The organism is Mycobacterium scrofulaceum, from assembly GCF_001667885.1.
Classification (GTDB): domain Bacteria; phylum Actinomycetota; class Actinomycetes; order Mycobacteriales; family Mycobacteriaceae; genus Mycobacterium; species Mycobacterium scrofulaceum_C.
Genome location: NZ_LZJW01000163.1, coordinates 1 through 23,144, shown reverse-complemented (window position 1 = coordinate 23,144; position 23,144 = coordinate 1). Strand labels below are relative to the sequence as shown.

Genomic DNA, 23,144 nt, shown 5'->3' with positions numbered 1-23,144 from the left:
GCTCTCAGGGCGGGAAAATCGCCTAAATCCCGCCACCAGAGCACGTTCGGCGGGCCCAGGCCGCAGCCACTCGGTGCAGAATTCCGCCCCGTGTGTCGTCGGCGGTAACCCGGATGACGATCCAGCCGAGATCCGACAGCGCTTCGTAACGCGCGATGTCCCGGTTGAATTGCCGGCGATCGGTCCGGTGATGGTCGCCCTCGTACTCGACGGCGAGATTGATGTCCTCCCACCCCATGTCGAGCACCGCCGCGAGTTCTCCGTACGCACCGTAGACCGGGATCTGCGTTTGCGGACGCGGGTAACCGGCGTTGATCAGCAACAGCCGCAACCAGGTCTCGCGAGGTGACTCGGCTCCGGCGTCAACCAGCTCGAGTGCTTGCCTGGCGCGCCTGACATTGCGGTGCCCTTTGTAGCGTTCGGCGAGTAGTTCGACCTCGGCGGTATCAAGCTTCGTGGCTCTTGCCAGCGCATCGATTGCGGCGACGGCTCTGCCGATGGGATTGCGACAAGCCAGGTCGAAGGCGGTTCGCGACGGGGTCGTTGCCGACATCCCGTGGACTAGCTGTATCTCGTCGGGGGCAACTCGATCCAGCCAGGTGTGAATTCCCGGCGGCGGCCGCCGGTGTTGATAGAGCAACTGCGCCGGCGCCCTGTCGTCGACCCACCTGGCGCCGTGCAGTGCCGACGCAGAGTGGCCGGCGATGAGAGCGCGGCGGCGTGACCACAGCCAGGCGGCTCGAGCACGCATCGTGGCGGTCACGTCAGATCCGGATGGAACGTAGACGTCGGGATAGATCGCGACGAACCGGGTGCGTAGCGCGTGGCGCGTTACTTCGCCGGATGCCCGCGCTTCGCTGCCGAGAAATGGTGCAATCACGCGGGAAGTGTGCGGTCGAACACCGACAAATTTCGCCGAGCGTGCTCTGGTGGCGGGATTTCGCCGATTTTCCCGCCCTGAGAGCACGTTCGGCGAGAAAGGGGCCCCGAGGGGTCTGCGCCCGAGAGGTCTACTTGTTCTGGAAGTTGGGCTTGCGCTTCTCGGCGAACGCCCGGGGACCTTCCTTGGCGTCGTCGGACAGGAAGACCTTGATGCCGATCTGGGTGTCGATCTTGAAGGCCTCGTTCTCGTGCATGCCCTCGGTCTCGCGGATCGCCCGCAGGATCGCCTGTACGGCCAGCGGGCCGTTGTTCTCGATGATCTCGGCGATCTCGAGCGCCTTGGACAGCGCCTGCCCGTCCGGCACCACATGCCCGATCAGGCCCATCTCCTTGGCCTCGGCGGCGGTGATGTGCCGGCCGGTTAGCAGCAGGTCACAGGCGACGGTGTAGGGGATCTGCCGCACCAGCCGCACGGCCGACCCGCCCATCGGGTAGAGGCTCCACTTGGCCTCCGAGATGCCGAACTTGGCGCTTTCGCCGGCGATGCGGATGTCGGTGCCCTGCAGGATCTCGGTGCCGCCGGCGATCGCTGGGCCCTCGACGGCCGCGATGAGCGGCTTGGTCAGCCGCCGACCCTTCAGCAGCGCGTCGATTCGCGACGGGTCGTAGCTGCCGTCCTTGAAGGACTCACCCGGCGGCTTCTTGGTTGCCGCCTTGAGGTCCATGCCGGCGCAAAAGTAGCCACCGGCCCCGGTCAGGATGCAGCACCGGATGTCCGGGTCATTGTCGACGCGGTCCCAGGCTTGCACCATGATTTCCATCATTTCGGTGCTCAGGGCGTTGCGAGCGTGCGGCCGGTTCAGCGTGACGATCAGGGTGTGACCGCGCTGTTCCACCAGCGCGTCTGCCTCAGAGGGTCCGGATTGCTCGTTTGCTGGGGCCTCACCATTCTGCGCTGCCACGGCTACCGCCTTTCCGTCGACGAGGGGCATGAGCTTGTCAAGAAATGTAACACGTTCTAATTTGGTGGCCGTGGCCCTGAATATTGCCGATCTCGCAGAGCACGCCATCGACGCTGTGCCGGACCGTGTCGCCCTGATCTGCGGTGACGAGAAGCTCACGTACGCCCAACTGGAGGAGAAGGCCAACCGCCTCGCCCACTACCTGATCGACCAGGGGGTGAAGAAGGACGACAAGGTCGGGCTCTACTGCCGCAACCGCATCGAGATCGTCATCGCGATGCTCGGCATCGTCAAGGCGGGCGCCATCCTGGTCAACGTCAACTACCGCTACGTCGAGGGCGAGCTGCGCTACCTGTTCGACAACTCCGACATGGTCGCCCTGGTCCACGAACGCCAGTACGCCGACCGCGTGGCCAACGTGCTGCCGGACACGCCCAACGTCAAGACGATCCTGGTCATCGAGGACGGCTCCGACAACGACTATCAGCGCTACGGCGGGGTCGAGTTCTACTCGGCGATCGCGCAGGGTTCACCCGAGCGCGACTTCGGCGAGCGCAGCGCCGACGACATCTACCTGCTGTATACGGGTGGCACGACGGGCTTCCCCAAGGGCGTGATGTGGCGCCACGAGGACATCTACCGGGTGCTCTTCGGCGGAACCGACTTCGCGACAGGACAATTCGTCGAGGACGAGTACGACCTGGCCAAGGCCGCGGCCGCCAACCCGCCGATGGTCCGCTACCCGATCCCGCCGATGATCCACGGCGCCACGCAGTCGGCGACCTGGATGTCGATCTTCTCGGGTCAAACCACCGTGCTCGCACCGGAATTCAACGCCGACGAGGTCTGGCGCACGATCCACGAGCACAAGGTCAACCTGCTGTTCTTCACCGGGGACGCGATGGCGCGGCCCCTGCTTGACGCGCTGCTGGCCCACCAAGATCAGGGGAACGAGTACGACCTGTCGTCGCTGTTCCTGCTCGCCAGCACGGCGGCGCTGTTCTCCCCGAGCATCAAGGAGAAGCTCCTCGAGTTGTTGCCCAACCGAGTCATCACCGACTCCATCGGCTCCTCGGAGACCGGATTCGGGGGCACCAGCATCGTCGCGAAGGACGCCCCGCACAGCGGAGGCCCGCGCGTGACCATCGACCACCGCACGGTCGTGCTCGACGAGGACGGCAACGAGGTCAAGCCCGGCTCCGGGGTGCGCGGCTTCATCGCCAAGAAGGGCAACATCCCGGTCGGTTACTACAAGGACGAGAAGAAGACGGCCGAGACGTTCAAGACCATCAACGGCGTCCGCTACGCGATCCCGGGCGACTGGGCGCTCGTCGAGGAGGACGGTACCGTCACGATGCTGGGCCGCGGCTCGGTATCGATCAACAGCGGCGGCGAAAAGATCTACCCCGAGGAGGTCGAGGCGGCGCTCAAGGGGCACCCCGACGTCTTCGACGCCCTGGTGGTCGGCGTGCCCGACCCCCGGTACGGGCAGCACGTGGCCGCCGTCGTGCAGGCGCGGCCGGGAACCCGCCCGACGCTGGCCGAGCTGGACCGCTTCGTGCGCTCCGAGATCGCGGGATACAAAGTGCCGCGCAGCCTTTGGCTGGTCGAGGAGGTCAAGCGCTCACCGGCCGGCAAGCCCGACTACCGCTGGGCCAAGGAGCAAACCGAGGCGCGGCCCGCCGACGACGTGCACGCCGCGCACGTAACCGCTTGACCGACTTCGTCAAGCAGCACCCCGCCGCCCCCAGCGGCTACTTCGGGTGGGAAGCCGCCGGGCTGCGGTGGCTGGCCGGTGTGGACGGCGGCGTGTCGTGCGCCCACGTGGTTTCCGTCGATGCGACGAGCCTGACCCTGCGGCGGCTGGACTCGATGACGCCGACGCCCGAGGCGGCGCGTGCGTTCGGTGGCCGGCTGGCCGTCACGCACGATGCCGGCGCCCCCGCGTTCGGTGCGGGGCCGGACGGGTGGGACGGGCCCGGGTTCTTCGGACCGCTTTCCCAGCCGCTGCCGATGTCGCTGCGGCGGCACGGCCGCTGGGGCGAGTTCTACGCCGAGGAGCGGCTGGCGCCGATGGCCGAACTGGCGGCGGCGCGGCTCGACGCCACCACCCGCGGGGTGATCGACTCGGTCATCCAGCGGTGCCGCGCCGGTGACTTCGACGACGACGACCGGCCCGCCCGGCTGCATGGCGACCTGTGGGGCGGCAACGTGATGTGGACGCCCGACGGTGTGGTGTTGATCGACCCGGCCGCGCACGCCGGCCACCGCGAGAGCGACCTGGCGATGCTCGCGCTGTTCGGCTGCCCGCACTACGACGCCATCGTCGAAGGCTACGAGCGGGCAAGGCCCCTGCGGGCCGGCTGGCGCAACCGCATCGGGCTGCACCAGCTGTTCCCTCTCCTGGCGCACGTGGTGCTGTTCGGTGGCGGGCACGCCCAGCGGACGCACGCCTGCGCCCGCGCCGCGCTGGCCCTCTAACCCCGGCGTCTACTGTTGATCGCGATGACGGTCGATGTGTGGATGCAGCACCCCACTGCGCGGTTCCTGCGCAGCGACATGCTGGCATCCCTGCGGCGCTGGACCGGTGACGCCATCCCGGACGCCGACGTCCCGATCGAGACGAGCGTCGCAACGATGGACGCCGCCGGTGTCCGCTTCGGACTGCTCAGCGCCTGGCGCGGCCCCGGCGGGCAGGATCTGGTCTCCAACGACGAGGTCGCCGAGTGGATCAGCCTGCACCCGAACCGGTTTGGTGGCCTGGCCGCGGTCGACCTGGACCGACCGATGGAAGCGGTCCGCGAACTGCGACGCCGCGTTCGGGAGGGATTCCTGGGCCTGCGGGTGGTGCCGTGGTTGTGGAACGCGCCGCCCACCGACCGTCGCTACTATCCGCTGTTCGCCGAATGCGTGGAGCTGGGAGTGCCGTTCTGCACCCAGGTGGGACATACCGGTCCGCTGCGCCCCTCGGAGACCGGCCGCCCGATTCCCTATATCGACCAGGTGGCCCTCGACTTCCCCGAGCTGGTGATCGTGTGCGGGCACGTCGGCTATCCGTGGACCGAGGAGATGGTCGCGGTCGCCCGCAAACACGAGAACGTCTACATCGATACCTCGGCCTACACCATCAAACGGCTTCCGGACGAGCTGATCCGGTTCATGAAAACCGGTACCGGACAACGCAAAGTCCTGTTCGGCACCAACTATCCGATGATCACCCACGCGCACGCCCTGGCCGGACTGGCGGAACTCGACCTGACCGATGACGGCCGCCGAGACTTCTTGCACGGCAACGCCGAGCGCGTTTTCAAACTGGAGGCAGTCACGTGAACGGTGCCCAGGCCCTGATCAACACCTTGGTCGACGGTGGCGTCGACGTGTGCTTCGCCAACCCGGGCACCTCGGAGATGCACTTCGTGGCCGCCCTGGACACCGTCCCCCAAATGCGCGGCGTGCTGGCCCTGTTCGAGGGTGTCGCGACCGGTGCGGCCGACGGCTACGCCCGAATCACCGGCCGGCCGGCCGCAGTGCTGCTGCACCTGGGCCCCGGACTGGGCAACGGCCTGGCCAACCTGCACAACGCCCGGCGTGCTCAGGTGCCGATGGTGGTGGTCGTCGGCGACCACGCCACGTACCACAAAAAGTACGACGCCCCACTGGAATCCGACATCGACGCGCTCGCGGGAACCGTCTCGGGGTGGATGCGCCGCACCGAACGCACCGAGGACGTCGCGTCCGACGCCGCTGAGGCGATTGCCGCGAGCCGCGCGGGTTCGCTGATTTCGACGCTGATCCTGCCCGCCGACGCGTCGTGGTCGGACGGGGCGCAACCCGTACCGACGACACCCGCGGAGCCGGCGGGGGCCGAGCCGCGGTTGGCGTTCGAGGTGCTCGAGGTGCTGCGCTCGGGGGAACCGACGGTCGTCATGATCGGCGGTGACGCCACCCGCGGACCGGGCCTTGCGGCCGCCGCGCGGATCGCGCAGGCCACCGGCGCGCGGGTGTTGTGCGAGACGTTCCCGGCGCGGCTGGAGCGGGGCGCGGGCGTTCCCGCCGTCGAGCGCCTGGCTTATTTCGCCGAGGCCGCCACCGCCCAGCTGGACGGCGCCAAGCATCTGGTGCTGGCGGGCGCCAAGTCGCCGGTGTCCTTCTTCGCCTACCCGGGCATGCCCAGCGACCTCGTCCCGGCCGGCTGTGAGGTGCATGTGCTCGCCGGGCACAGCGGTGCCGCCGAGGCGCTCGCCGCGGTGGCCGACGAGCTGGCCCCCGGAACCGTTGCGCCCGTTGCCGTTGCGGCGCGGCCCCAGCTGCCGACGGGTGCCCTGACATCCGCATCGGCGGCCGACGTGATCGGGGCGCTGCTGCCGGAGGGCGCGATCGTCGTCGACGAGTCGAACACCTCCGGTGTGCTGCTCGCCCAGGCCACCGCGGGGGCGCCGGCCCATGATTGGCTGACGTTGACCGGCGGGGCGATCGGGTACGGCATCCCGGCCGCGGTGGGCGCCGCGGTCGCCGCCCCCGATCGGCCGGTGCTCTGCCTGGAATCCGACGGCTCCGCCATGTACACGATCTCCGGGTTGTGGACTCAGGCGCGGGAAAACCTCGACGTGACCACCGTGATCTACGACAACAGCGCTTACGACATCCTGCGGATCGAGTTGGCGCGGGTGGGGGCTGGATCGGCTCCCGGCCCCAAGGCGCTCGACCTACTCGACTTATCCCGCCCCACAATGGATTTCGTGAAGATCAGCGAAGGGCTGGGTGTGCCCGCCCGCCGCGTCACCACCGCGGAGGAACTCGCCGACGCGCTGCGCCACGCGTTGAGCGAACCCGGGCCGCACCTGATCGACGCCGTGGTGCCGTCAATAACGGGCTAGCCCGGGAAGCCGGCTGAGGACCCACTCCGACATGGTGTTGAGGGCGTCGACGCCCGTCTCCAGCACCCCGTCGTGGACCCTGGCCGCCAGGGCCACGCCCCACTGCCCCGATGGCGTCGGCACGATCCCGAACTGCCGCACCAGATAGTCGCCCTGCATCCCCGGTCCCCAACCACCCTTGGCCGCAAAGCCTTTGGCGGCCAAGCCCCAGCGATGGCCGCTGCTGAGGCGCTGCATCAGGTCGATGACATCGGACGAATCGGGGATCGACGGCAACTCCGCGGCGAAGCGGGCTTGCCGCTGCAGGGTCCACTGCGTCTGGCCGAACGCGGTATAGCCGCGCCGAAGCCGACGCGATTCCACGACCGTGGCGGTGTCACCGCCCTCGGCGATCACGCCCTGCACGCGGCGCGCCGCTTCCTCGGGATCGCCCAGCGCGGACCACAATTGCTCCGACGCGTGATTGTCGGACTCGGTGATGGCCTTGACGGCCAGGTCTTTCGCGCGCAACCAGTCGCAGCGCAGCGCCGCGATGGCCAACGGCACCTTGATCGTCGACCACGCGACACCCGACCACCATCGACCCAGCGAATAGGTGCGGTCCGGCCGGGCGATCGCGACCCCGACCTCCGCGGGCATCGCGGCGGACAGCTGATCGAAGCTCGCTTCGAGCGCGGTCTCCAGGGGCCGGGTAGTCATGCGCTGACCGGACCAACCATCGCGTCTCCTTCGATCCCGACGTGTCTGTGCAGTCAAGCATTATCGTCGACGCTCTTACCGCAGAGTGCGCGACGGGTGACGGCGCGTCGCTAGCCCGGCGGCAGCGGCGGCAGCGGCAGCCCCGGGTCCTGCGGCGGCGGTTCCCACGGGGCACGTTCCGGCGTCTGCGGCGCGTAAACCAGCGGCGGCGGAGGAGGCAGGGGAGGAGGCGGCGGCACCGGATCGCCGGCGGCACAACCGGCGCCGAAACCGAGCGCCGCGCCGCCGAGCGACGCGATGAGGGCCGACCCGGCGATCAACTCACGAATCTTCGGCATGGGCCGACGTTCCCCTTCCCGTTTGCGGCGCGATCCTTACGACAGGATCGTCGCAGTCGACGCCCTGCGCCGCCAACTGGCGCTTGAGCACCTTGAAGGTCACCGTGCGCGGCAGTTCCGCGCTGACCCGGACGTAGGACGGCCATTGCTTGGGTCCCAAGTCTGGCTGCTCGGCGAGGAAGGCGCGGAACTTCTCGGCCTCGAACTCGGCTCCCGGGGCCAGCACCAACGCGGCCATCACCTGGTCCCCGACCACCGGGTCGGGCACCGCGTACACGGCCGCCTCGGTCACGTCCGGGTGCCGCAGCAACACCCGCTCGATCGGAGCGGCGCCGAGGTTTTCACCGTCGACGCGCATCCAGTCGCCCAGCCGCCCCGCGAAGTACGCATAACCGGCGTCATCGCGGTAGGCGAGGTCACCGCTGTGGTAGACCCCGCCCGCCATCCGCTCTGCCTCGGCCGCCTCGTCGTTGTAGTAACCCTCGAAGCGGCCCGCGCCGGCGGTGTTCACCAGTTCGCCGACCACGCCCACGGCGCAGGGTTCACCGGTCTCGGGGTCGACGATGTCGACGCCCTCGGGAAGCGGGCCCAACGCACCATCCGGGGTGTCCGGGGTGCGCGCGATCGCCACACCGCCTTCGGTGGAACCGAATCCGTCCTGCACGACGCACCCGAACCGGCGCGCGAAGCGTTCGACATCACGGGGCACGCCCTCGTTGCCGTACACCGCGCGCAGCGGGTTGTCCGCATCGTCGGGCTGCTCGGGCGTGGCCAACACATAGGAGAGCGGCTTGCCGACGTAGTTGGCGTAGGTGGCGCCGAAGCGGCGGACGTCGACCAGGAAGTTGGAGGCGGAGAACTTGCGCCGCAACGCCAATGAGCCCTGGCAGGCGACCGCCACCGCCCAGCCGACCAACACCGCGTTCGAATGAAACAACGGCATCGACACATAACAGACGTCGTCGCGGCCCAGGCTGAATCGCTGGCTCATCGTCACGCCCGCGATCGCGACCTTCCCGTGGCTGCACTTCACCGCCTTGGGTTCGCCGCTCGTGCCCGAGGTGAAGATCAGCATGAATAGGTCTGCGGCCGTTGCGGATTGGAAGTGCGGCTCGGCATCGCGGTGCGCGGCCACCTCGTCGGCCCACTCGGCGGAGTCCACGTTCACGTGGTCGTTGTCACCCAGAGCGGCGGCCGAACCCGAGTCGGCCAGCACCACCTGGCAGTCGGCGTGCGCGATGTCCCGGGCCAGCGCGTCGCCGCGGCGCACCGGGTTGAGCCCCACCGGCACGATCCCGGACATGCCGGCCGCCGTGAGCATCGCCGAGAAGAACGGGGTGTTCTCCAGCAACACGCCGACGTGCGGCGGCTTCCCCGGGTCGAGGCGATCCCGCAGCGCCGCCGCGATGGCCGCGCCGTGACGCAGGTGATCGCGCCAGGAGGTGTACGTGTCCTCGAAGTAGACACCCCGGTCGCCGATTTCTGCCAGCGGCGCCAGCAGTTTGGTGACCGTCGGGTCGGGCGGAAGCACGAAGTCAGGCAGGGGTTTCCGCCAGCTCGCGGCCGATCCGGCGCAGCTGACCGGTGGCGCCGCCCAAGGCGAACTCGGCCTCCTTGGCTGCCAGGAAGTAGCGGTGCACCGGGTGATCGGTGTCGACGCCGACTCCCCCGTGCACGTGCACGATGGTGTGCGCCACCCGGTGGCCCGCGTCGGCGGCCCAGAACGCGGCGCTGGCCACGTCGATCTCGGCGGGAACATCCTCGGAGACTCGCCAGGCCGCCTGGGTGAGGGTGAGCCGCAAGCCCTTGATGTCGATGTATCCGTCGGCCAGCCGCTGCGACACCGCTTGGAAGCTGCCGATCGGGCGATCGAATTGCTCCCGCTCCCTGGCGTATTCGGCGGTGAGCTGCAGCCCGCGTTCGAGCACGCCCAGCTGGTAGGCGCTGCGGCCCAGGGCCGCGAGCGTGTCGAGCCAGACGACGACCTCGGCGCCGCCGATCATCCGGGCGCCGTCCACCTCCGCGCCGTCCAGCGCCAGGTGTCCGACGCTGCCCAGGCCGGTGGTCTCGATCGGGGTCACCGAGACTCCGGGGTCGCCGGCGGCAACCAGGAAAACCGCGGTGCCGGTATCGGTCTCGGCGGGAACGAGAAACGCGTCGGCCGCCGGTCCGAAGCCGACCTGGGTGCGGGTGCCGGTGAGGCGGTAGCCGTCACCGGCGCGGGTGGCCCGCACCGGCCCCTCGCCCATCTCCCCCAGGAGTGCGACGGTGATAATCTTCTCGCCGTTGACCGCGGGCGCGCCCCAATCCTGTTGCAGCTCTTCGCTGCCGAACCGTGCCAGGGCTCCGGCGCCCAGCATCACCGATTCCAGGTACGGCACGGCCGCCAACTGGTGGCCCAGCGCCACCAGGATGGCGACCTGCTCGAGTACCCCGAAACCGTCGCCGCCCACCGAGGTGGCCGAGGCGCTGGTCAGGATGCCGGCGTCGACGAGTTTGCCCCACAGCGCGCGGTCGAACCGCTGGTCGAGCTTGTCGAGTTCACGGTGGTGCTCCGGTGTGCACACCGAGTTGACGATCGTGTCGACCAGTCCGCCGAGATCGGTGGCCGCTTCGGTTGTCGAAAAGTCCATCGTTGTTCGTCCTTTGGGGAAGAGGGCTCAGCGGTTTCGGGGCAGACCCAGCGCGACCATGCCGATGATGTCGCGCTGCACTTCGTTGGTGCCGCCGCCGAAGGTCAGGATCAGGCACGCGCGGTGCATCCGCTCGACCCGTCCGCGCAGCAGCGCCCCCGGCGAATTCTGGCGCACCGTTGCCGCCGTCCCCAGCACCTCCATCAGCAGCCGGTAAGCCTCGGTGGCCAACTCGGTGCCGTAAACCTTGGCCGCCGACGCGTCCGCTGGGTTGAGCGATTCGCCGTCCGAGGACGCCAACTCCCAGTTGATCAGCTTGAGCACCTCGGCCTTGGCGTGCACCCGGGCCAGGTTGATCTGCACCCACTCCGAGTCGATCAGCCGGGCGCCGCTGGAATCCTTGGTGTTCTGGGCCCACTCGCGAACCTCCTGCAGGGCGAGGAAGATCGGCTGCGCCGACACCAGGGCGACGCGTTCATGGTTGAGCTGGTTGGTGACCAGCTTCCAGCCGCCGTTCTCCTCACCGATCAGGTTGGTCACCGGGACCCGCACGTCGGAGTAATAGGTGGCGCTGGTGTCCACACCCGCCATGGTGTGCACCGGCGTCCACGAGAAGCCTTCGGCGGTCGTCGGCACGGTCAGCATCGAGATGCCGCGGTGCTTCTTGGCCTCGGGGTTGGTGCGCACCGCGAGCCAGACCCAGTCGGCGTACGCGATCAGGCTGGTCCACATCTTCTGCCCGTTGATCACGTAGTCGTCGCCGTCGCGGACGGCGGTGGTGCGCAGGTTGGCCAGGTCCGTGCCGGCGCCCGGCTCCGAGTATCCGATGGAGAAATGCAGTTCGCCGGCGGCGATCTTGGGCAGGAAGAACTTCTTCTGTTCCTCGGTGCCGAACGCCATGATCGTCGGCGCCACGCTGTTGATGGTCAGGAACGGCACCGGCACGCCGGCGATCGCGGCCTCATCGGTGAAGATCAGCGAATCCATCGGGGAACGGTCCTGACCGCCGTACTCCTTGGGCCAGTTCAGGGTCAGCCAGCCATCCTTGCCCATCTGCGCGACGGTGTCGCGGTAGGCGGTGCCGGTGCCGACCTCGCCACCCCCTGACGAGGTCAGCGCCTCGCGGCGCTCCGGCGTCATGAGCTTGGTGAAGTACGACCGCAGCTCGCGACGCAGCTCCTCCTGTTCAGGGGTGTAACTGATGCGCATCCCAGCCGTCCTTTGTTAACGTGATTCGCCTCGATTAGCCGACGTTACTCGGCCGACGACTACCCGTTCGTCTTCCCGGTTGTAACACGTTCTAGTCTGAGATTCCAGCGACCGTTTCCCTAGCGGTATCCGGGCCCTATGGTGGTCCTACATACTGATGGGGCATGTCCTCAGGTGAAGGCCAGGTGCAAGGAGGGTGCTGTGCGGGTGATCGTCGACCACGACCGGTGCGAAGGTAACGCTGTGTGCTTGGGAATCGCGCCGGATATCTTCGACCTGGACGACGAGGATTACGCCGTCGTCAAGCTGGATCCGATCCCCGCCGATCAGGAGCAGCTGGCCGAGCAGGCGATCGCCGAATGCCCGCGGGCCGCGCTGTTGCGCGGCGACTAATTCGAGCCCTACTGCGGCCTGAGAAACTAGAGGTATTCATAAATTGACTAGCAGCGCGAACGCGACCGATCTATCCGGAAAGGTCGCGGTGGTGACCGGTGCCGCCGCGGGACTGGGTAGGGCCGAGGCGCTCGGCCTGGCCCGGCTCGGCGCGACCGTCGTCGTCAACGACATCGCCACCGCCCTGGACGCCTCGGACGTCATCGACGAGATCAACTCGGCGGGTTCCAAGGCCGTCGCGGTCGCCGGCGACATCAGCGAACGCGCAACCGCCGACGAGTTGGTCGCCCAGGCCGACGGCCTCGGTGGTCTCGACATCGTCGTCAACAACGCGGGCATCACCCGCGACCGGATGCTGTTCAACATGTCCGACGAGGAGTGGGATCTGGTTATCGCGGTGCATCTCCGCGGCCACTTCCTGCTGACCCGCAACGCCGCGACCTACTGGCGGTCGAAGGCCAAGGACGCAGGGGGGACCGTGTTCGGGCGGCTGGTCAATACCGCGTCGGAGGCGGGGCTGGTCGGCCCGGTCGGGCAGGCCAACTACGGTGCGGCCAAGGCCGGCATCATCTCGCTGACCCTGACGGCGGCGCGGGCGCTGGGCCGCTACGGCGTGTGCGCCAACGCGATCTGTCCGCGCGCCCGCACCGCGATGACGGCCGACGTCTTCGGCGCCGCGCCCGAGGTGGAAGACGGCGGCATCGACCCGCTGTCGCCCGAGCATGTGGTCAGCCTCGTCAAGTTCCTGGCATCTCCGGCGGCCGCGGAGGTCAACGGGCAGGTGTTCATCGTTTACGGTCCGCAGGTGACACTGGTCGCCGCGCCGACGGCGGAGCATCGATTCAGCGCCGAGGGTCCGGCCTGGGAGCCCGGACAACTGAGCGCGACGCTGCAACAGTACTTTGCTGGGCGGGATCCCGAGCGCAACTTTTCCGCGGTCGGGCTGATGGAGCAATAACCGTGTGAGGTTACTTCCTGGGGGGGAATCAGCAGGTGGAACGTGTGTCAATTTCGATTATTGTAACGGTGTCTGACCTGGGTAATTAACGTTTCGGACAAGGAAATGCTGTTCATTGACACCTTTATCTTGTTCTGAGTTAATATGATCCGGCTCACATCGAGCCGCATGCGACGGAAGACACCGCAAAGGCGACGCACAGACTTCGCCGCGAGCAGCCGAGGGGGGTAGCCAAGTTGAGGGAACAACTTGCGGTTCCCGCTCGCGCTGTCGGCGGGTTCTTCGAAATGATGATCGACACCGGCCGGCAGACTTTCCGCCGGCCGTTCCAAATGGGCGAGTTCTTGGAACAGACCTGGATGATCGCTCGGGTGTCGCTGGTCCCCACCCTGCTGGTGTCCATCCCATTCACCGTGCTGGTGGCGTTCACGCTCAACATCCTGCTACGCGAAATCGGCGCCGCCGACTTATCCGGCGCCGGAACCGCGTTCGGCACCATCACCCAGCTGGGTCCGGTGGTGACCGTGCTCGTCGTGGCGGGTGCCGGTGCCACCGCGATCTGCGCCGACCTCGGTGCGCGCACCATCCGCGAAGAGATCGACGCGATGCGGGTGCTCGGCATCGACCCGATCCAGCGGCTCGTCGTGCCCCGGGTGCTGGCGTCGACGGTGGTGGCCCTGCTGCTCAACGGCCTGGTGTGCGCCATCGGCCTGTCCGGCGGCTACGTCTTCTCCGTCTTCCTGCAGGGCGTCAATCCGGGCGCGTTCATCAACGGGTTGACCGTGTTGACCGGGTTGCGGGAGCTGGTTCTCGCCGAGGTCAAGGCATTGCTGTTCGGCGTGATGGCCGGGCTGGTCGGTTGTTATCGCGGCCTGACCGTCAAGGGCGGACCCAAGGGCGTTGGCAACGCCGTCAACGAGACGGTCGTGTACGCGTTCATCTGTCTGTTCGTCATCAACGTGGTGATGACCGCCATCGGCGTGCGGATCTCGGCGAAGTGAGCACTCGATGAGCTACGACGTCACCTACCGGCTGCGCAACCTCGCGTCCCGGTTGCAGGAGCCGGTCGACGACTTCGGTGAGCAGGCCTTGTTCTATGGCCAGACCGTGCGTCACATCCCCCACGCGATCACCAAGTACCGCAAAGAGACGATCCGGCTGATTGCCGAAATGACAATGGGCGCCGGGGCGCTCGTCATGATCGGCGGCACGGTGGGTGTCGCCGCCTTCCTGACGCTGGCCTCCGGCGGGGTCATCGCCGTGCAGGGTTACTCCTCCCTGGGCAACATCGGCATCGAGGCGCTGACCGGCTTCCTGTCGGCTTTCCTCAATGTCCGGGTGGTCGCGCCGGTGATCGCCGGTATCGCGCTGGCGGCCACCATCGGCGCCGGCGCCACCGCGCAATTGGGCGCCATGCGGGTGTCCGAAGAGATCGACGCCGTCGAATGCATGGCGGTGGAATCGGTGTCCTACCTGGTGTCCACCCGACTGATCGCCGGGCTGATCGCGATCATCCCGCTGTATTCGCTGTCGGTGCTCGCCGCGTTCTTCGCCGCCCGGTTCACCACGGTGTACATCAACGGACAGTCGAAGGGTCTTTACGACCACTACTTCAACACGTTCCTCATCCCGTCGGACCTGTTGTGGTCGTTCCTGCAGGCGATCGTGATGTCCATAGCGGTGATGCTTGTCCACACCTACTACGGCTACAACGCGCACGGCGGTCCGGTCGGCGTCGGCATCGCGGTCGGCCAGGCCGTGCGGACCTCGCTGATCGTCGTCGTCGTCATCACATTGTGCATCTCACTCGCCGTCTACGGCGCGTCCGGTAACTTCAACCTCTCCGGGTAAGAGGACCGCTTAAAGGGACATGGCAGAAACAGACACGCGACGTAGCTCCGTCCGGCTGGCAGCCGCAGTGCTCGCCAGCCTGTTGGTGGCGTTCGCCCTCGTCACTTACCTGTCTTACTCAGCGGCTTTCGCCTCGAACGACACCGTCACGGTCTCGGCCCCCCGGGCCGGGTTGGTGATGGAGAAGGGCGCCAAGGTCAAGTACCGCGGCATCCAGATCGGCAAGGTCGAGGCCATCGACTACTCCGACGACCAGGCGCGGCTCACGCTGGCCATCAACAGCGACGACATGCATTTCATCCCGTCCAACGCGGCGGTGCACATCGCGGGGAACACCATCTTCGGCGCCAAGGCGGTGGAATTCCTTCCGCCGCAGAACCCTTCGCCGACCCCGCTGCGCCCCAACGCGCATGTCGCGGCCTCGGCCGTGCAGCTGGAAGTCAACACCCTGTTCCAGTCGTTGATCGACCTGTTGCACAAGATCGACCCGGTCGAACTCAACGGGACGCTGAGCGCGCTGTCCGAAGGTCTGCGCGGCCACGGCGACGATTTCGGCGGCATCCTGTCGGGCCTGAATACGCTGACGCGCCAGACCAACCCGAAGTTGCCGGCGTTGCAGGAGGACTTCCGCAAGGCGGCGGTGGTCGCCAACACCTACGCTGACGCCGCCCCGGATCTCAACACCGTCTTCGACAACCTGCCGACGATCAACAAGACCGTCGTCGACCAGCAGAACAACCTCAACGACACGTTGTTGGCCACGATCGGCCTGGCCAACAACGCATACGAGACGCTGGCGCCGGCCGAACAGAACTTCATCGATGCGATCAACCGGCTACGGGCCCCGCTGAAGGTGGCGGCCGACTATTCGCCGGAGTTCGGCTGCCTGTTCGCCGGCATCGACCGGGGCCTCAAGGAGTTCGGACCGATTCTCGGTGTGCGCAAGGCGGGTCTGTTCACGTCCTCGAGCTTCGTGTTGGGTGCGCCGGCGTACACGTATCCGGAGTCCCTGCCGATCGTGAACGCGTCCGGAGGCCCGAACTGCCGCGGGCTGCCCGACATCCCGAACAAGCAACACGGCGGATCGTGGTACCGGGCACCGTTCCTGGTCACCGACAACGCCAACATCCCATATGAGCCGTTCACCGAGCTGCAGTTCGACGCGCCCTCGACGCTGCAGTTCCTGTTCCACGGCGCCTTCGCGGAACGGGACGATTTCTGATGCCGGCCGGGGCCATGCCGACGCACCGCTCGATGATGATCAAGGTCAGCATCTTCGCGGTGGCCATGCTGCTGGTGTCCGCGGGACTGGTGGTGGTGTTCGGCGACTTCCGGTTCGGCCCCGAAAGCACCTATCACGCAACGTTTACCGACGTGTCGCGCCTGAAGGCGGGGCAGAAGGTGCGCATCGCCGGCGTGCCGGTCGGGGCGGTGTCCGGCGTGAAGCTCAACCAAGACAACACCATTGACGTGGCGTTCGGAATCGACAAGCGCTACACACTCTATTCCTCCACCCGCGCGGTGATCCGCTACGAAAACCTGGTCGGCGACCGGTATTTGGAGATCACTTCCGGCCCCGGCGAGCTGCGCAAGCTGCCGCCCGGCGGGACGATCAACACCCAGCACACCCAGCCGGCGCTGGATCTCGACGCGCTGCTCGGCGGGCTGCGGCCCGTGCTGAAGGGGCTGGATGCGGACAAGGTCAACACCATCAGCAGCGCCGTCATCGAGCTGCTGCAGGGCCAGGGCGGCGCGTTGTCAAACGTGCTGGCCGACACCAGTGCGTTCTCTTCGGCGCTGGGCCAGCGCGACCAACTGATCGGTGACGTGATCAACAACCTGAACACGGTCCTCAAGACCGTCGATCAGCGCAGCGCCCAGTTCTCGGCCAGCGTCGACCAGTTGCAGCAATTGATCAGCGGGCTGGCAAAGAATAAGGATGACATCGCGGGCGCCATCCCGCCGCTGGCCTCCACCACGACGGATCTCACCGAGCTGCTGAAGAATTCACGCCGGCCGCTGCAAGGCATCCTGGAGAACACCCGGCCGCTGGCGACCGAGATCGACAACCGCAAGGCCGAAGTCGACAACGACGTCGAGCAGTTGGGCGAGGACTATCTGCGGCTGGCCGCGCTAGGCGCGTACGGATCGTTCTTCAACATCTACTTCTGTTCGGTGACCATCAAGATCAACGGCCCGGCCGGCAGCGACATCCTGCTGCCCCTCGGTGGGCAGGTGGATCCCAGCAAGGGGAGGTGCGCTTTTGTCAAGTAACGCAAGACGAGAGCGTGACCCGCTACGCACCGGCATCTTCGGAGTGGTGCTGGTGGTGTGCGTCGTGCTCATCGCATTCGGGTACGCGGCACTGCCGTTCTGGCCACAGGGAAAGATCTACGACGCCTACTTCTCCGACGCCGGTGGCATCAACCCCGGCAACGCGGTCTACGTCTCCGGCTTCAAGGTGGGCAAGGTGACCTCGGTCGGCCTCGCCGGAGACAGCGCCAAGATCAGCTTCAGCGTGGATCGCCATGTCGCCGTTGGCGATCAGTCGCTGGCCGCCATCCGCACCGACACCATCCTCGGTGAGCGTTCCATCGCGGTGACCCCCGCCGGTAGCGGCAAGACGACCACGATCCCCCTCAGCCGCACGACCACGCCCTACACCCTCGCCGGCGCGCTGGAAGACCTGGGGCAGAACGCCAACAACCTGAACAAGCCCCAATTCGAGCAGGCGCTGAACGTGTTGACCGACACGCTGCACGACGCCACCCCGCAGCTGCGTGGCGCGCTCGACGGTGTGACGACGCTGTCGCGCACCCTGAATCGCCGCGATGAGGCGCTGCAAAGCCTTCTCGCACATGCGAAATCGGTGACCGGCGTGCTGTCCCAGCGCGCCGACCAAGTCAACAAGCTGGTCGATGACGGCAACGAACTGTTCGCCGCGCTCGACGAGCGGCGGGCCGCCCTGGGGCAGCTCATTTCGGGGATCCAGGGCTTGTCGGAGCAGATCTCGGGATTCGTTGCCGACAACCGCAAGGAGTTCGGCCCGGCGCTGGGCAAGCTCAACGAGGTGCTGAGCAACCTCAACGAGCGCCGCGACTACATCACCGAGGCCCTCAAACGGCTACCCACCTACGCCACCGAGCTCGGCGAGGTCGTCGGGTCCGGTCCGGGATTCAACGTCAACGTCTATGGCGTGATCCCCGCGCCGCTGATCGCGACGATGTTCGACTTCTTCTACCAGCCGGGCAAGATGCCGGCCAGCCTGGCTGACTACCTGCGCGGCCTCATCCAGGAGCGCTGGATCATTAGGCCGAAGTCGCCATGATCAAGCGCCTCGCCGGCAGCCGGGGGCTGCGTTACAGCACCGCCATCGCGCTCATCGCGGTGTTGGTGGGTGGCGTGTACGTGCTGTCGTCGACCGGCAACACGCGCAGCATCGTCGGCTATTTCACGTCCGCGGTCGGCCTCTATCCGGGGGACCAGGTCCGCGTTCTCGGCGTCCCGGTGGGTCAGGTCGACACGATCGAGCCACGGCCCTCCGACGTCAAGATCACCATGTCGGTGTCCAAGGGGGTGAAGATCCCGAAGGACGCCCAGGCCATCATCATGTCGCCGAACCTGGTGTCGGCCCGCTTCATTCAATTGACACCGGCCTACACCGGCGGGGCGGTACTGCCCGACGGTGCCAGCATCGGCCTGGGTCGCACCGGGGTCCCGGTGGAATGGGACGAGGTCAAAGAGTCGCTGACCAAACTTGCGGTGCAACTCGGGCCGACCACCGGATCGATGCAGGGCCCGTTGGGCCGGGCGATCAACCAGGCCGCCGACACGTTCAACGGCAACGGCGACTCTTTCCACAACGCCCTGCGTGAACTCTCGCAAGCCGCTGGGCGGCTGGGGGATTCACGCAGCGACATCTTCGGGACGGTCAAGAACCTCCAGGTTCTGGTCAACGCGCTGTCGGCGAGCAACGAACAGATCGTGCAGTTCGCCGGGAACGTTGCGTCCGTCTCCCAGGTCCTCGCCGACAGCTCGCGTCACCTCGACACCACCCTCGGCACGCTCAACAAAGCGCTCTCCGACATCCGCGGGTTCCTGCACGAGAACAACTCGACCATCATCGACACGGTCAACAACCTCAACGACTTCGCGAAGACCCTCAGCGACCAGAGTGACAACATCGAGCAGGTCCTGCACGTGGCAGGTCCGGGCATCTCGAACTTCTACAACATCTACGACCCGGCGCAGGGCACGCTCAACGGCCTGCTCTCGATACCGGAATTCGCCAACCCGGTGCAGTTCATCTGCGGTGGGTCCTTCGAGACGGCCGCCGGCCCGCGCGCCCCCGACTACTTCAAGCGCGCCGAGCTCTGCCGTGAGCGGCTGGGGCCGGTGCTGCGCAGACTCACGGTCAATTACCCGCCGATCATGTTCCACCCGCTCAACACGATCACCGCCTATAAAGGCCAGATCATCTATGACACCCCGGAAACCCAAGCGAAGTCGGCCATGCCGGTCCCGGAACTGACCTGGATCCCGGCCAACGGCGGCAAGACGCCGCCCGCAGCCCAGAACCCTGCGGACCTGCAGGCCTTGCTGGTTCCACCGGCGCCGCAGAGCGGCCCGGCGCCGCAGAGCGGCCCGGCGCCCGGACCGGCCTTGGGCAATGCCGCACCCGCGCCCGGCCCCGCCCCGGGGAGCGCCTTCGGGCCCCTTCCCGGGCCGCCGCCGAGCCAACCGGCGCCCCCGCAGGGCGACCAGGGGGGCGGCTAGATGCACCGAAGATTGTTGCGCGGCAGCGCTTTGGCGGCGGGCAGCGTGCTGCTGGCCGGCTGCCAATTCAACGGGTTGAACTCGGTGTCGATGCCGGGCACCGCCGGGCACGGCGCCGGCGCGTACTCGATCACCGTTGACCTGCCCGACGTGGCGACACTGCCGCAGAACTCGCCGGTCATGGTCGACGACGTCACCGTCGGCAGTGTCTCCGGGATCCAGGCCGTGCAGCGCCCGGACGGTTCCTTCTACGCGGCAGTGAAATTGGCATTGGACTCCAATGTCGTGCTGCCGGCCAACTCGACGGCGACAATCGCGCAGACATCGCTGTTGGGGTCGATGCACGTTGATCTGGCGCGCCCGAAGGACAAACCGGCCGTCGGCCGACTGAAGGACGGATCGAAGATCTCCGAGTCCAACACCGGCCGCTATCCCACCACCGAAGAGGTGCTGTCGGCCCTGGGGGTGGTGGTGAACAAGGGCAATGTCGGTGCCCTGGAAGAGATCACCGACGAGACCTACAAGGCCGTCGCGGGCCGGCAGGATCAATTCGTGGATCTGATGCCCCGGCTTGCGGAGCTGACCGCCGGACTCAACCGTCAGGTCAACGACATCATCGATGCGGTCGACGGCTTGAACCGGTTCTCGGCGAGCCTGGCGCGCGACAAGGACAACCTGGGCCGGGCGCTGGATACGCTGCCCGACGCGATTCGCGTGCTCAACAAGAACCGCGACCATATCGTCGAGGCGTTCAGTGCGCTCCACAAGTTGGCCAACGTCACCTCGCGGATTCTGGCAAAGACGAAGGTCGATTTCGCCGCCGATCTAAAGGACCTTTACGCGGTGGCCAAGGCCCTCAACGACAATCGCAAAAACTTTGTCACCTCGTTGCAGATCTTGCTGACCTTCCCGTTTCCCAATTACGGCATCAAGCAAGCTGTCAGGGGTGATTACCTCAACGTGTTCACTACCTTTGACCTCACCCTGCGCCGGATCGGTGAAACTTTCTTCACCACGGCGTACTTCGACCCGAACATGGCCCACATGGGCGAGATTCTCAACCCACCCGACTTCTTGACGGGCGAATTGGCCAACCTGTCCGGGCAGGCGGCCGACCCGTTCAAGATTCCGCCCGGCACGGCTTCAGGACACTAGGGGGCCGACACAGATGCACGACAGGCTCACCAGGATCCAGCTGTGGATCTTCGCGGTGATCACCGTTATCACGTTGACGGTAATGGCGGTGTTCTACCTACGGTTGCCGTCAACGTTCGGGCTCGGAACCTATGCGGGGACGGCCGATTTCGTCGCCGGCGGGGGCCTGTATAAAAACGCCAACGTCACCTATCGCGGCGTCGCCGTCGGCCGGGTGGAATCGGTGGGGCTCAACCCCAACGGCGTCACCGCCGGAATGCGGCTGAACAGCGGTACGCCGATCCCGTCGAACGTCACCGCGACCGTCAAGAGTGTGTCGGCGGTCGGCGAGCAGTACATCGACCTGGTGCCGCCGGGCACACCGGCAACGACCAAGCTGCGCAACGGGTTTCGCATCGAACGGCAGAACACCCGGATCGGCCAGGACGTCGCCGACCTGTTGAAGCGGGCTGAGGCCCTGACCAACAGCCTGGGCGACACCCGGCTGCGCGAGCTGCTGCACGAGACGTTCACCGCGACCAACGGGTCGGGCCCCGAGCTGGCCCGGCTGTTCGAGTCCGCCCGGCTGTTGGTGGACGAGGCAAACGCCGACTACCCGCAAGCGTCGCAGTTGATCGACCAAGCCGGACCGTTCCTGGAAGCACAGATCCGTGCCGGCGCCGACATCAAGTCGCTTGCCGACGGGCTGGCCCGATTCACCTCCGAGGTGCGGCAGGCCGACCCGCAGCTCCGTGACACACTGGCCACCGCACCGGGGGCGACCGACGAGGCCAGTACCGCGTTCTCCGGTATCCGGCCGTCCTTCCCGGCGCTGGCGGCCAGCCTGGCTAACCTGGGCCGCGTCGGCGTCATCTATCACAAGTCGATCGAGCATTTGCTCGTTGTGCTGCCGGCACTATTTGCCGCAATCATCACCATGGCTGGCGGTCCCCCCCTCGACGAGGGCGGCAAGCTGGACTTCAAGCTGGACCTCAATGACCCGCCGCCGTGCGCGGTCGGCTTCCTGCCGCCGCCGTTGATGCGGACACCGGCCGACGAGACGGTCCGCGAGTTGCCGAAAGACATGTACTGCAAGGTCGCCCAGAACGATCCGAGCACCGTCCGCGGCGCCCGCAACTACCCATGCCAGGAATTCCCCGGGAAGCGCGCGCCGACGATTCAGCTCTGCCGCGACCCCAAGGGCTACGTGCCCGTCGGCCGCAACCCCTGGCGCGGTCCGCCGGTGCCCTACGACACCCCGATGACCAACGGGCTGAACGTGTTGCCGCCCAACAAGTTCCCCTACATCCCGCCGGGTGCGGAACCCGATCCGGGCACGCCGATCGCCGGGCCGCCCCCGCCGGGTGTGGTGCCCGGGCCGGGACCCTTGCCCAACAAGCAGCCGGCATTCGACCCGCCGCCGCCCAACGACAACGGACCGCCACCGCCGTTCACGTCGTGGCAGCCGCCCGGGGTTCCGCCCGTGCCCCCACAACTGCCCTATCCGAAGTGGCTGCCCCCGCCAGCACCACCGGAGGGGATCAATCCCCCGCCGGCGGGCCCGGGACCGGAGAAACCGTGGGGCCCGCCGCCCGGTGGCCAACCGCAAGCCAGCGGACCCTCGTATACCACCTATGACGAGAAGACCGGCGCGTTCAAGGACCCGGCCGGGGGCACTGGTATTTTCGCGGCCGGTGCTAACGGCGCGTCGAGCGCCGAGAATTGGGTGGACCTGATGCTTGATCCGAGGCCGATGTAGTGACAGCCGAGCCAACGACCACTGCGCGTGCGCGTCGTCGGGCGTCGCGTGCCGCCGGGCCCGCGAAGCCCGAGTCGAGCGAGTCGGTGACGGTGCAGGTCGATGCGGCGCCGGCGCAGCCGGCCAAGCCGGTCAAGACCTTCAAGTCCCTCAAGCCGCCGCCGCGCCGGCAGCCGCACCGCGCCCTGGTGGCATGGATTTCGTTTGCGGCCGCGCTGTTGGCCATCGGTGCGCTGGCCGGGTGCCTGGCCGTCCTCGTCGTCCAGCAACGGCACGCCAACGCTCAACAGGCGCGCGACCAACGCTTCGTCGACACGGCCACGCAGACAGTGGTCAACATGTTCAGCTACAAGCAGGACAACATCGACGACAGCGTGAACCGGTTCGTCAACGGCACCTCAGGGCCGTTGCGCGGCATGCTGGGTGCCAACAACAACGTCGAAAACCTCAAGGCGATCTTCCGTTCGACCAACGCGACGTCGGAAGCCGTCATCAACGGCGCCGCCCTGGAGGGCATCGAGGGCTTGTTCACGCCGTCGATGTCGGCAACCGTGACCCGCACCGACACCAGCACGGAGGCGTTGTCGGTGACGTTGTCGATGCCCTCCAGGGCGGCGCCGTTGATGACGGCTTCCGACGTCGCGTTGGTCGAACGGAAGATCGCCTTGAGGTT

22 protein-coding genes are annotated in these 23,144 nt (G+C 67.1%); 15 read left to right on the top strand and 7 right to left on the bottom strand.

Annotation, left to right across the window (positions count from 1 at the left end; translation table 11 throughout):
- Window positions 1–22: 22 nt before the first annotated feature.
- Window positions 23–880: a hypothetical protein gene (locus A5681_RS22780; RefSeq protein ID WP_067280865.1), complete on the bottom strand. Its 858-nt coding sequence runs from the start codon at window positions 878–880 to the stop codon at window positions 23–25.
- A 130-nt stretch (window positions 881–1,010) separates the two neighbouring features.
- On the bottom strand, window positions 1,011–1,874 hold the full coding sequence (locus tag A5681_RS22775) for a crotonase/enoyl-CoA hydratase family protein (protein ID WP_067280862.1): 864 nt from the start codon (window positions 1,872–1,874) through the stop codon (window positions 1,011–1,013).
- 34 nt (window positions 1,875–1,908) lie between these two features.
- Here A5681_RS22775 and A5681_RS22770 point away from each other — a divergent pair, with 34 nt between their 5' ends.
- The 4 genes from A5681_RS22770 to A5681_RS22755 are packed head-to-tail and all read left to right on the top strand — an operon-like array spanning window position 1,909 to window position 6,721.
- Window positions 1,909–3,561, top strand: a complete 1,653-nt coding sequence (locus A5681_RS22770; RefSeq protein WP_067280858.1) for an acyl-CoA synthetase — start codon at window positions 1,909–1,911, stop codon at window positions 3,559–3,561.
- On the top strand, window positions 3,558–4,325 hold the full coding sequence (locus tag A5681_RS22765; RefSeq protein ID WP_067280854.1) for a fructosamine kinase family protein: 768 nt from the start codon (window positions 3,558–3,560) through the stop codon (window positions 4,323–4,325). Before A5681_RS22770 ends, A5681_RS22765 begins: the two co-directional genes overlap by 4 nt.
- Window positions 4,326–4,349: 24 nt before the next feature.
- Window positions 4,350–5,174 carry an amidohydrolase family protein gene (locus A5681_RS22760; protein WP_067280851.1) on the top strand — a complete coding sequence of 275 codons (825 nt, stop codon included), beginning with the start codon at window positions 4,350–4,352 and terminating at the stop codon, window positions 5,172–5,174.
- Window positions 5,171–6,721 (top strand): acetolactate synthase large subunit, encoded by a 1,551-nt coding sequence (locus A5681_RS22755; protein WP_067280847.1) that lies wholly within the window; start codon window positions 5,171–5,173, stop codon window positions 6,719–6,721. Before A5681_RS22760 ends, A5681_RS22755 begins: the two co-directional genes overlap by 4 nt.
- Here the strand turns inward: A5681_RS22755 and A5681_RS22750 are convergent.
- The 5 genes from A5681_RS22750 to A5681_RS22730 all read right to left on the bottom strand — a co-directional run bounded on the left by A5681_RS22750 (window position 6,707) and on the right by A5681_RS22730 (window position 11,600).
- Window positions 6,707–7,420, bottom strand: coding sequence for a serine hydrolase (locus A5681_RS22750; protein ID WP_067280844.1), 714 nt, complete (start codon window positions 7,418–7,420; stop codon window positions 6,707–6,709). The two genes, A5681_RS22755 and A5681_RS22750, sit on opposite strands and share 15 nt — an antisense overlap.
- A 110-nt stretch (window positions 7,421–7,530) precedes the next feature.
- Entirely contained in the window at window positions 7,531–7,758 is a 228-nt protein-coding gene (locus tag A5681_RS22745; protein ID WP_067280841.1) for a hypothetical protein, read from the bottom strand.
- On the bottom strand, window positions 7,742–9,289 hold the full coding sequence (gene fadD17 / locus A5681_RS22740; protein WP_067280836.1) for a long-chain-fatty-acid--CoA ligase FadD17: 1,548 nt from the start codon (window positions 9,287–9,289) through the stop codon (window positions 7,742–7,744). Before fadD17 ends, A5681_RS22745 begins: the two co-directional genes overlap by 17 nt.
- A gap of 4 nt (window positions 9,290–9,293) precedes the next feature.
- A complete protein-coding gene (locus tag A5681_RS22735) occupies window positions 9,294–10,391 on the bottom strand; it encodes an acyl-CoA dehydrogenase family protein (protein WP_067280832.1) in 1,098 nt (365 codons plus the stop codon).
- Between the two features lie 27 nt (window positions 10,392–10,418).
- Window positions 10,419–11,600, bottom strand: coding sequence for an acyl-CoA dehydrogenase (locus A5681_RS22730; protein ID WP_067280827.1), 1,182 nt, complete (start codon window positions 11,598–11,600; stop codon window positions 10,419–10,421).
- 201 nt (window positions 11,601–11,801) lie between these two features.
- Here A5681_RS22730 and A5681_RS22725 point away from each other — a divergent pair, with 201 nt between their 5' ends.
- The 11 genes from A5681_RS22725 to A5681_RS22675 all read left to right on the top strand — a co-directional run.
- Window positions 11,802–11,993 carry a ferredoxin gene (locus A5681_RS22725; RefSeq protein ID WP_067280870.1) on the top strand — a complete coding sequence of 64 codons (192 nt, stop codon included), beginning with the start codon at window positions 11,802–11,804 and terminating at the stop codon, window positions 11,991–11,993.
- Between the two features lie 43 nt (window positions 11,994–12,036).
- The gene (locus tag A5681_RS22720; protein WP_067280823.1) at window positions 12,037–12,951 is read left to right on the top strand and encodes a 3-oxoacyl-ACP reductase; all 915 of its coding nucleotides are present in this window, start codon (window positions 12,037–12,039) and stop codon (window positions 12,949–12,951) included.
- A gap of 236 nt (window positions 12,952–13,187) precedes the next feature.
- Window positions 13,188–13,952 (top strand): MlaE family ABC transporter permease, encoded by a 765-nt coding sequence (locus A5681_RS22715; protein ID WP_067280820.1) that lies wholly within the window; start codon window positions 13,188–13,190, stop codon window positions 13,950–13,952.
- Window positions 13,953–13,959: 7 nt separating this feature from the next.
- The gene (locus A5681_RS22710) at window positions 13,960–14,802 is read left to right on the top strand and encodes an MlaE family ABC transporter permease (protein ID WP_067280816.1); all 843 of its coding nucleotides are present in this window, start codon (window positions 13,960–13,962) and stop codon (window positions 14,800–14,802) included.
- 19 nt (window positions 14,803–14,821) lie between these two features.
- Window positions 14,822–16,024, top strand: a complete 1,203-nt coding sequence (locus A5681_RS22705) for a virulence factor Mce family protein (protein ID WP_067280813.1) — start codon at window positions 14,822–14,824, stop codon at window positions 16,022–16,024.
- Window positions 16,024–17,076, top strand: a complete 1,053-nt coding sequence (locus A5681_RS22700) for a virulence factor Mce family protein (protein ID WP_067280810.1) — start codon at window positions 16,024–16,026, stop codon at window positions 17,074–17,076. Before A5681_RS22705 ends, A5681_RS22700 begins: the two co-directional genes overlap by 1 nt.
- Complete coding sequence (locus A5681_RS22695) at window positions 17,066–18,130, top strand: virulence factor Mce family protein (RefSeq protein WP_067280805.1); 1,065 nt, start codon at window positions 17,066–17,068, stop codon at window positions 18,128–18,130. Before A5681_RS22700 ends, A5681_RS22695 begins: the two co-directional genes overlap by 11 nt.
- The gene (locus A5681_RS22690) at window positions 18,127–19,578 is read left to right on the top strand and encodes a virulence factor Mce family protein (protein ID WP_067280802.1); all 1,452 of its coding nucleotides are present in this window, start codon (window positions 18,127–18,129) and stop codon (window positions 19,576–19,578) included. The genes A5681_RS22695 and A5681_RS22690 overlap by 4 nt, the downstream gene beginning before the upstream one ends.
- Window positions 19,579–20,733, top strand: a complete 1,155-nt coding sequence (locus A5681_RS22685; protein WP_067280798.1) for a virulence factor Mce family protein — start codon at window positions 19,579–19,581, stop codon at window positions 20,731–20,733.
- A gap of 13 nt (window positions 20,734–20,746) precedes the next feature.
- Window positions 20,747–22,471: a virulence factor Mce family protein gene (locus A5681_RS22680; RefSeq protein WP_067280794.1), complete on the top strand. Its 1,725-nt coding sequence runs from the start codon at window positions 20,747–20,749 to the stop codon at window positions 22,469–22,471.
- On the top strand, window positions 22,471–23,144 hold a 674-nt coding region (locus tag A5681_RS22675), incomplete at its 3' end, for a mammalian cell entry protein (RefSeq protein ID WP_419866346.1). The genes A5681_RS22680 and A5681_RS22675, both read left to right, overlap by 1 nt.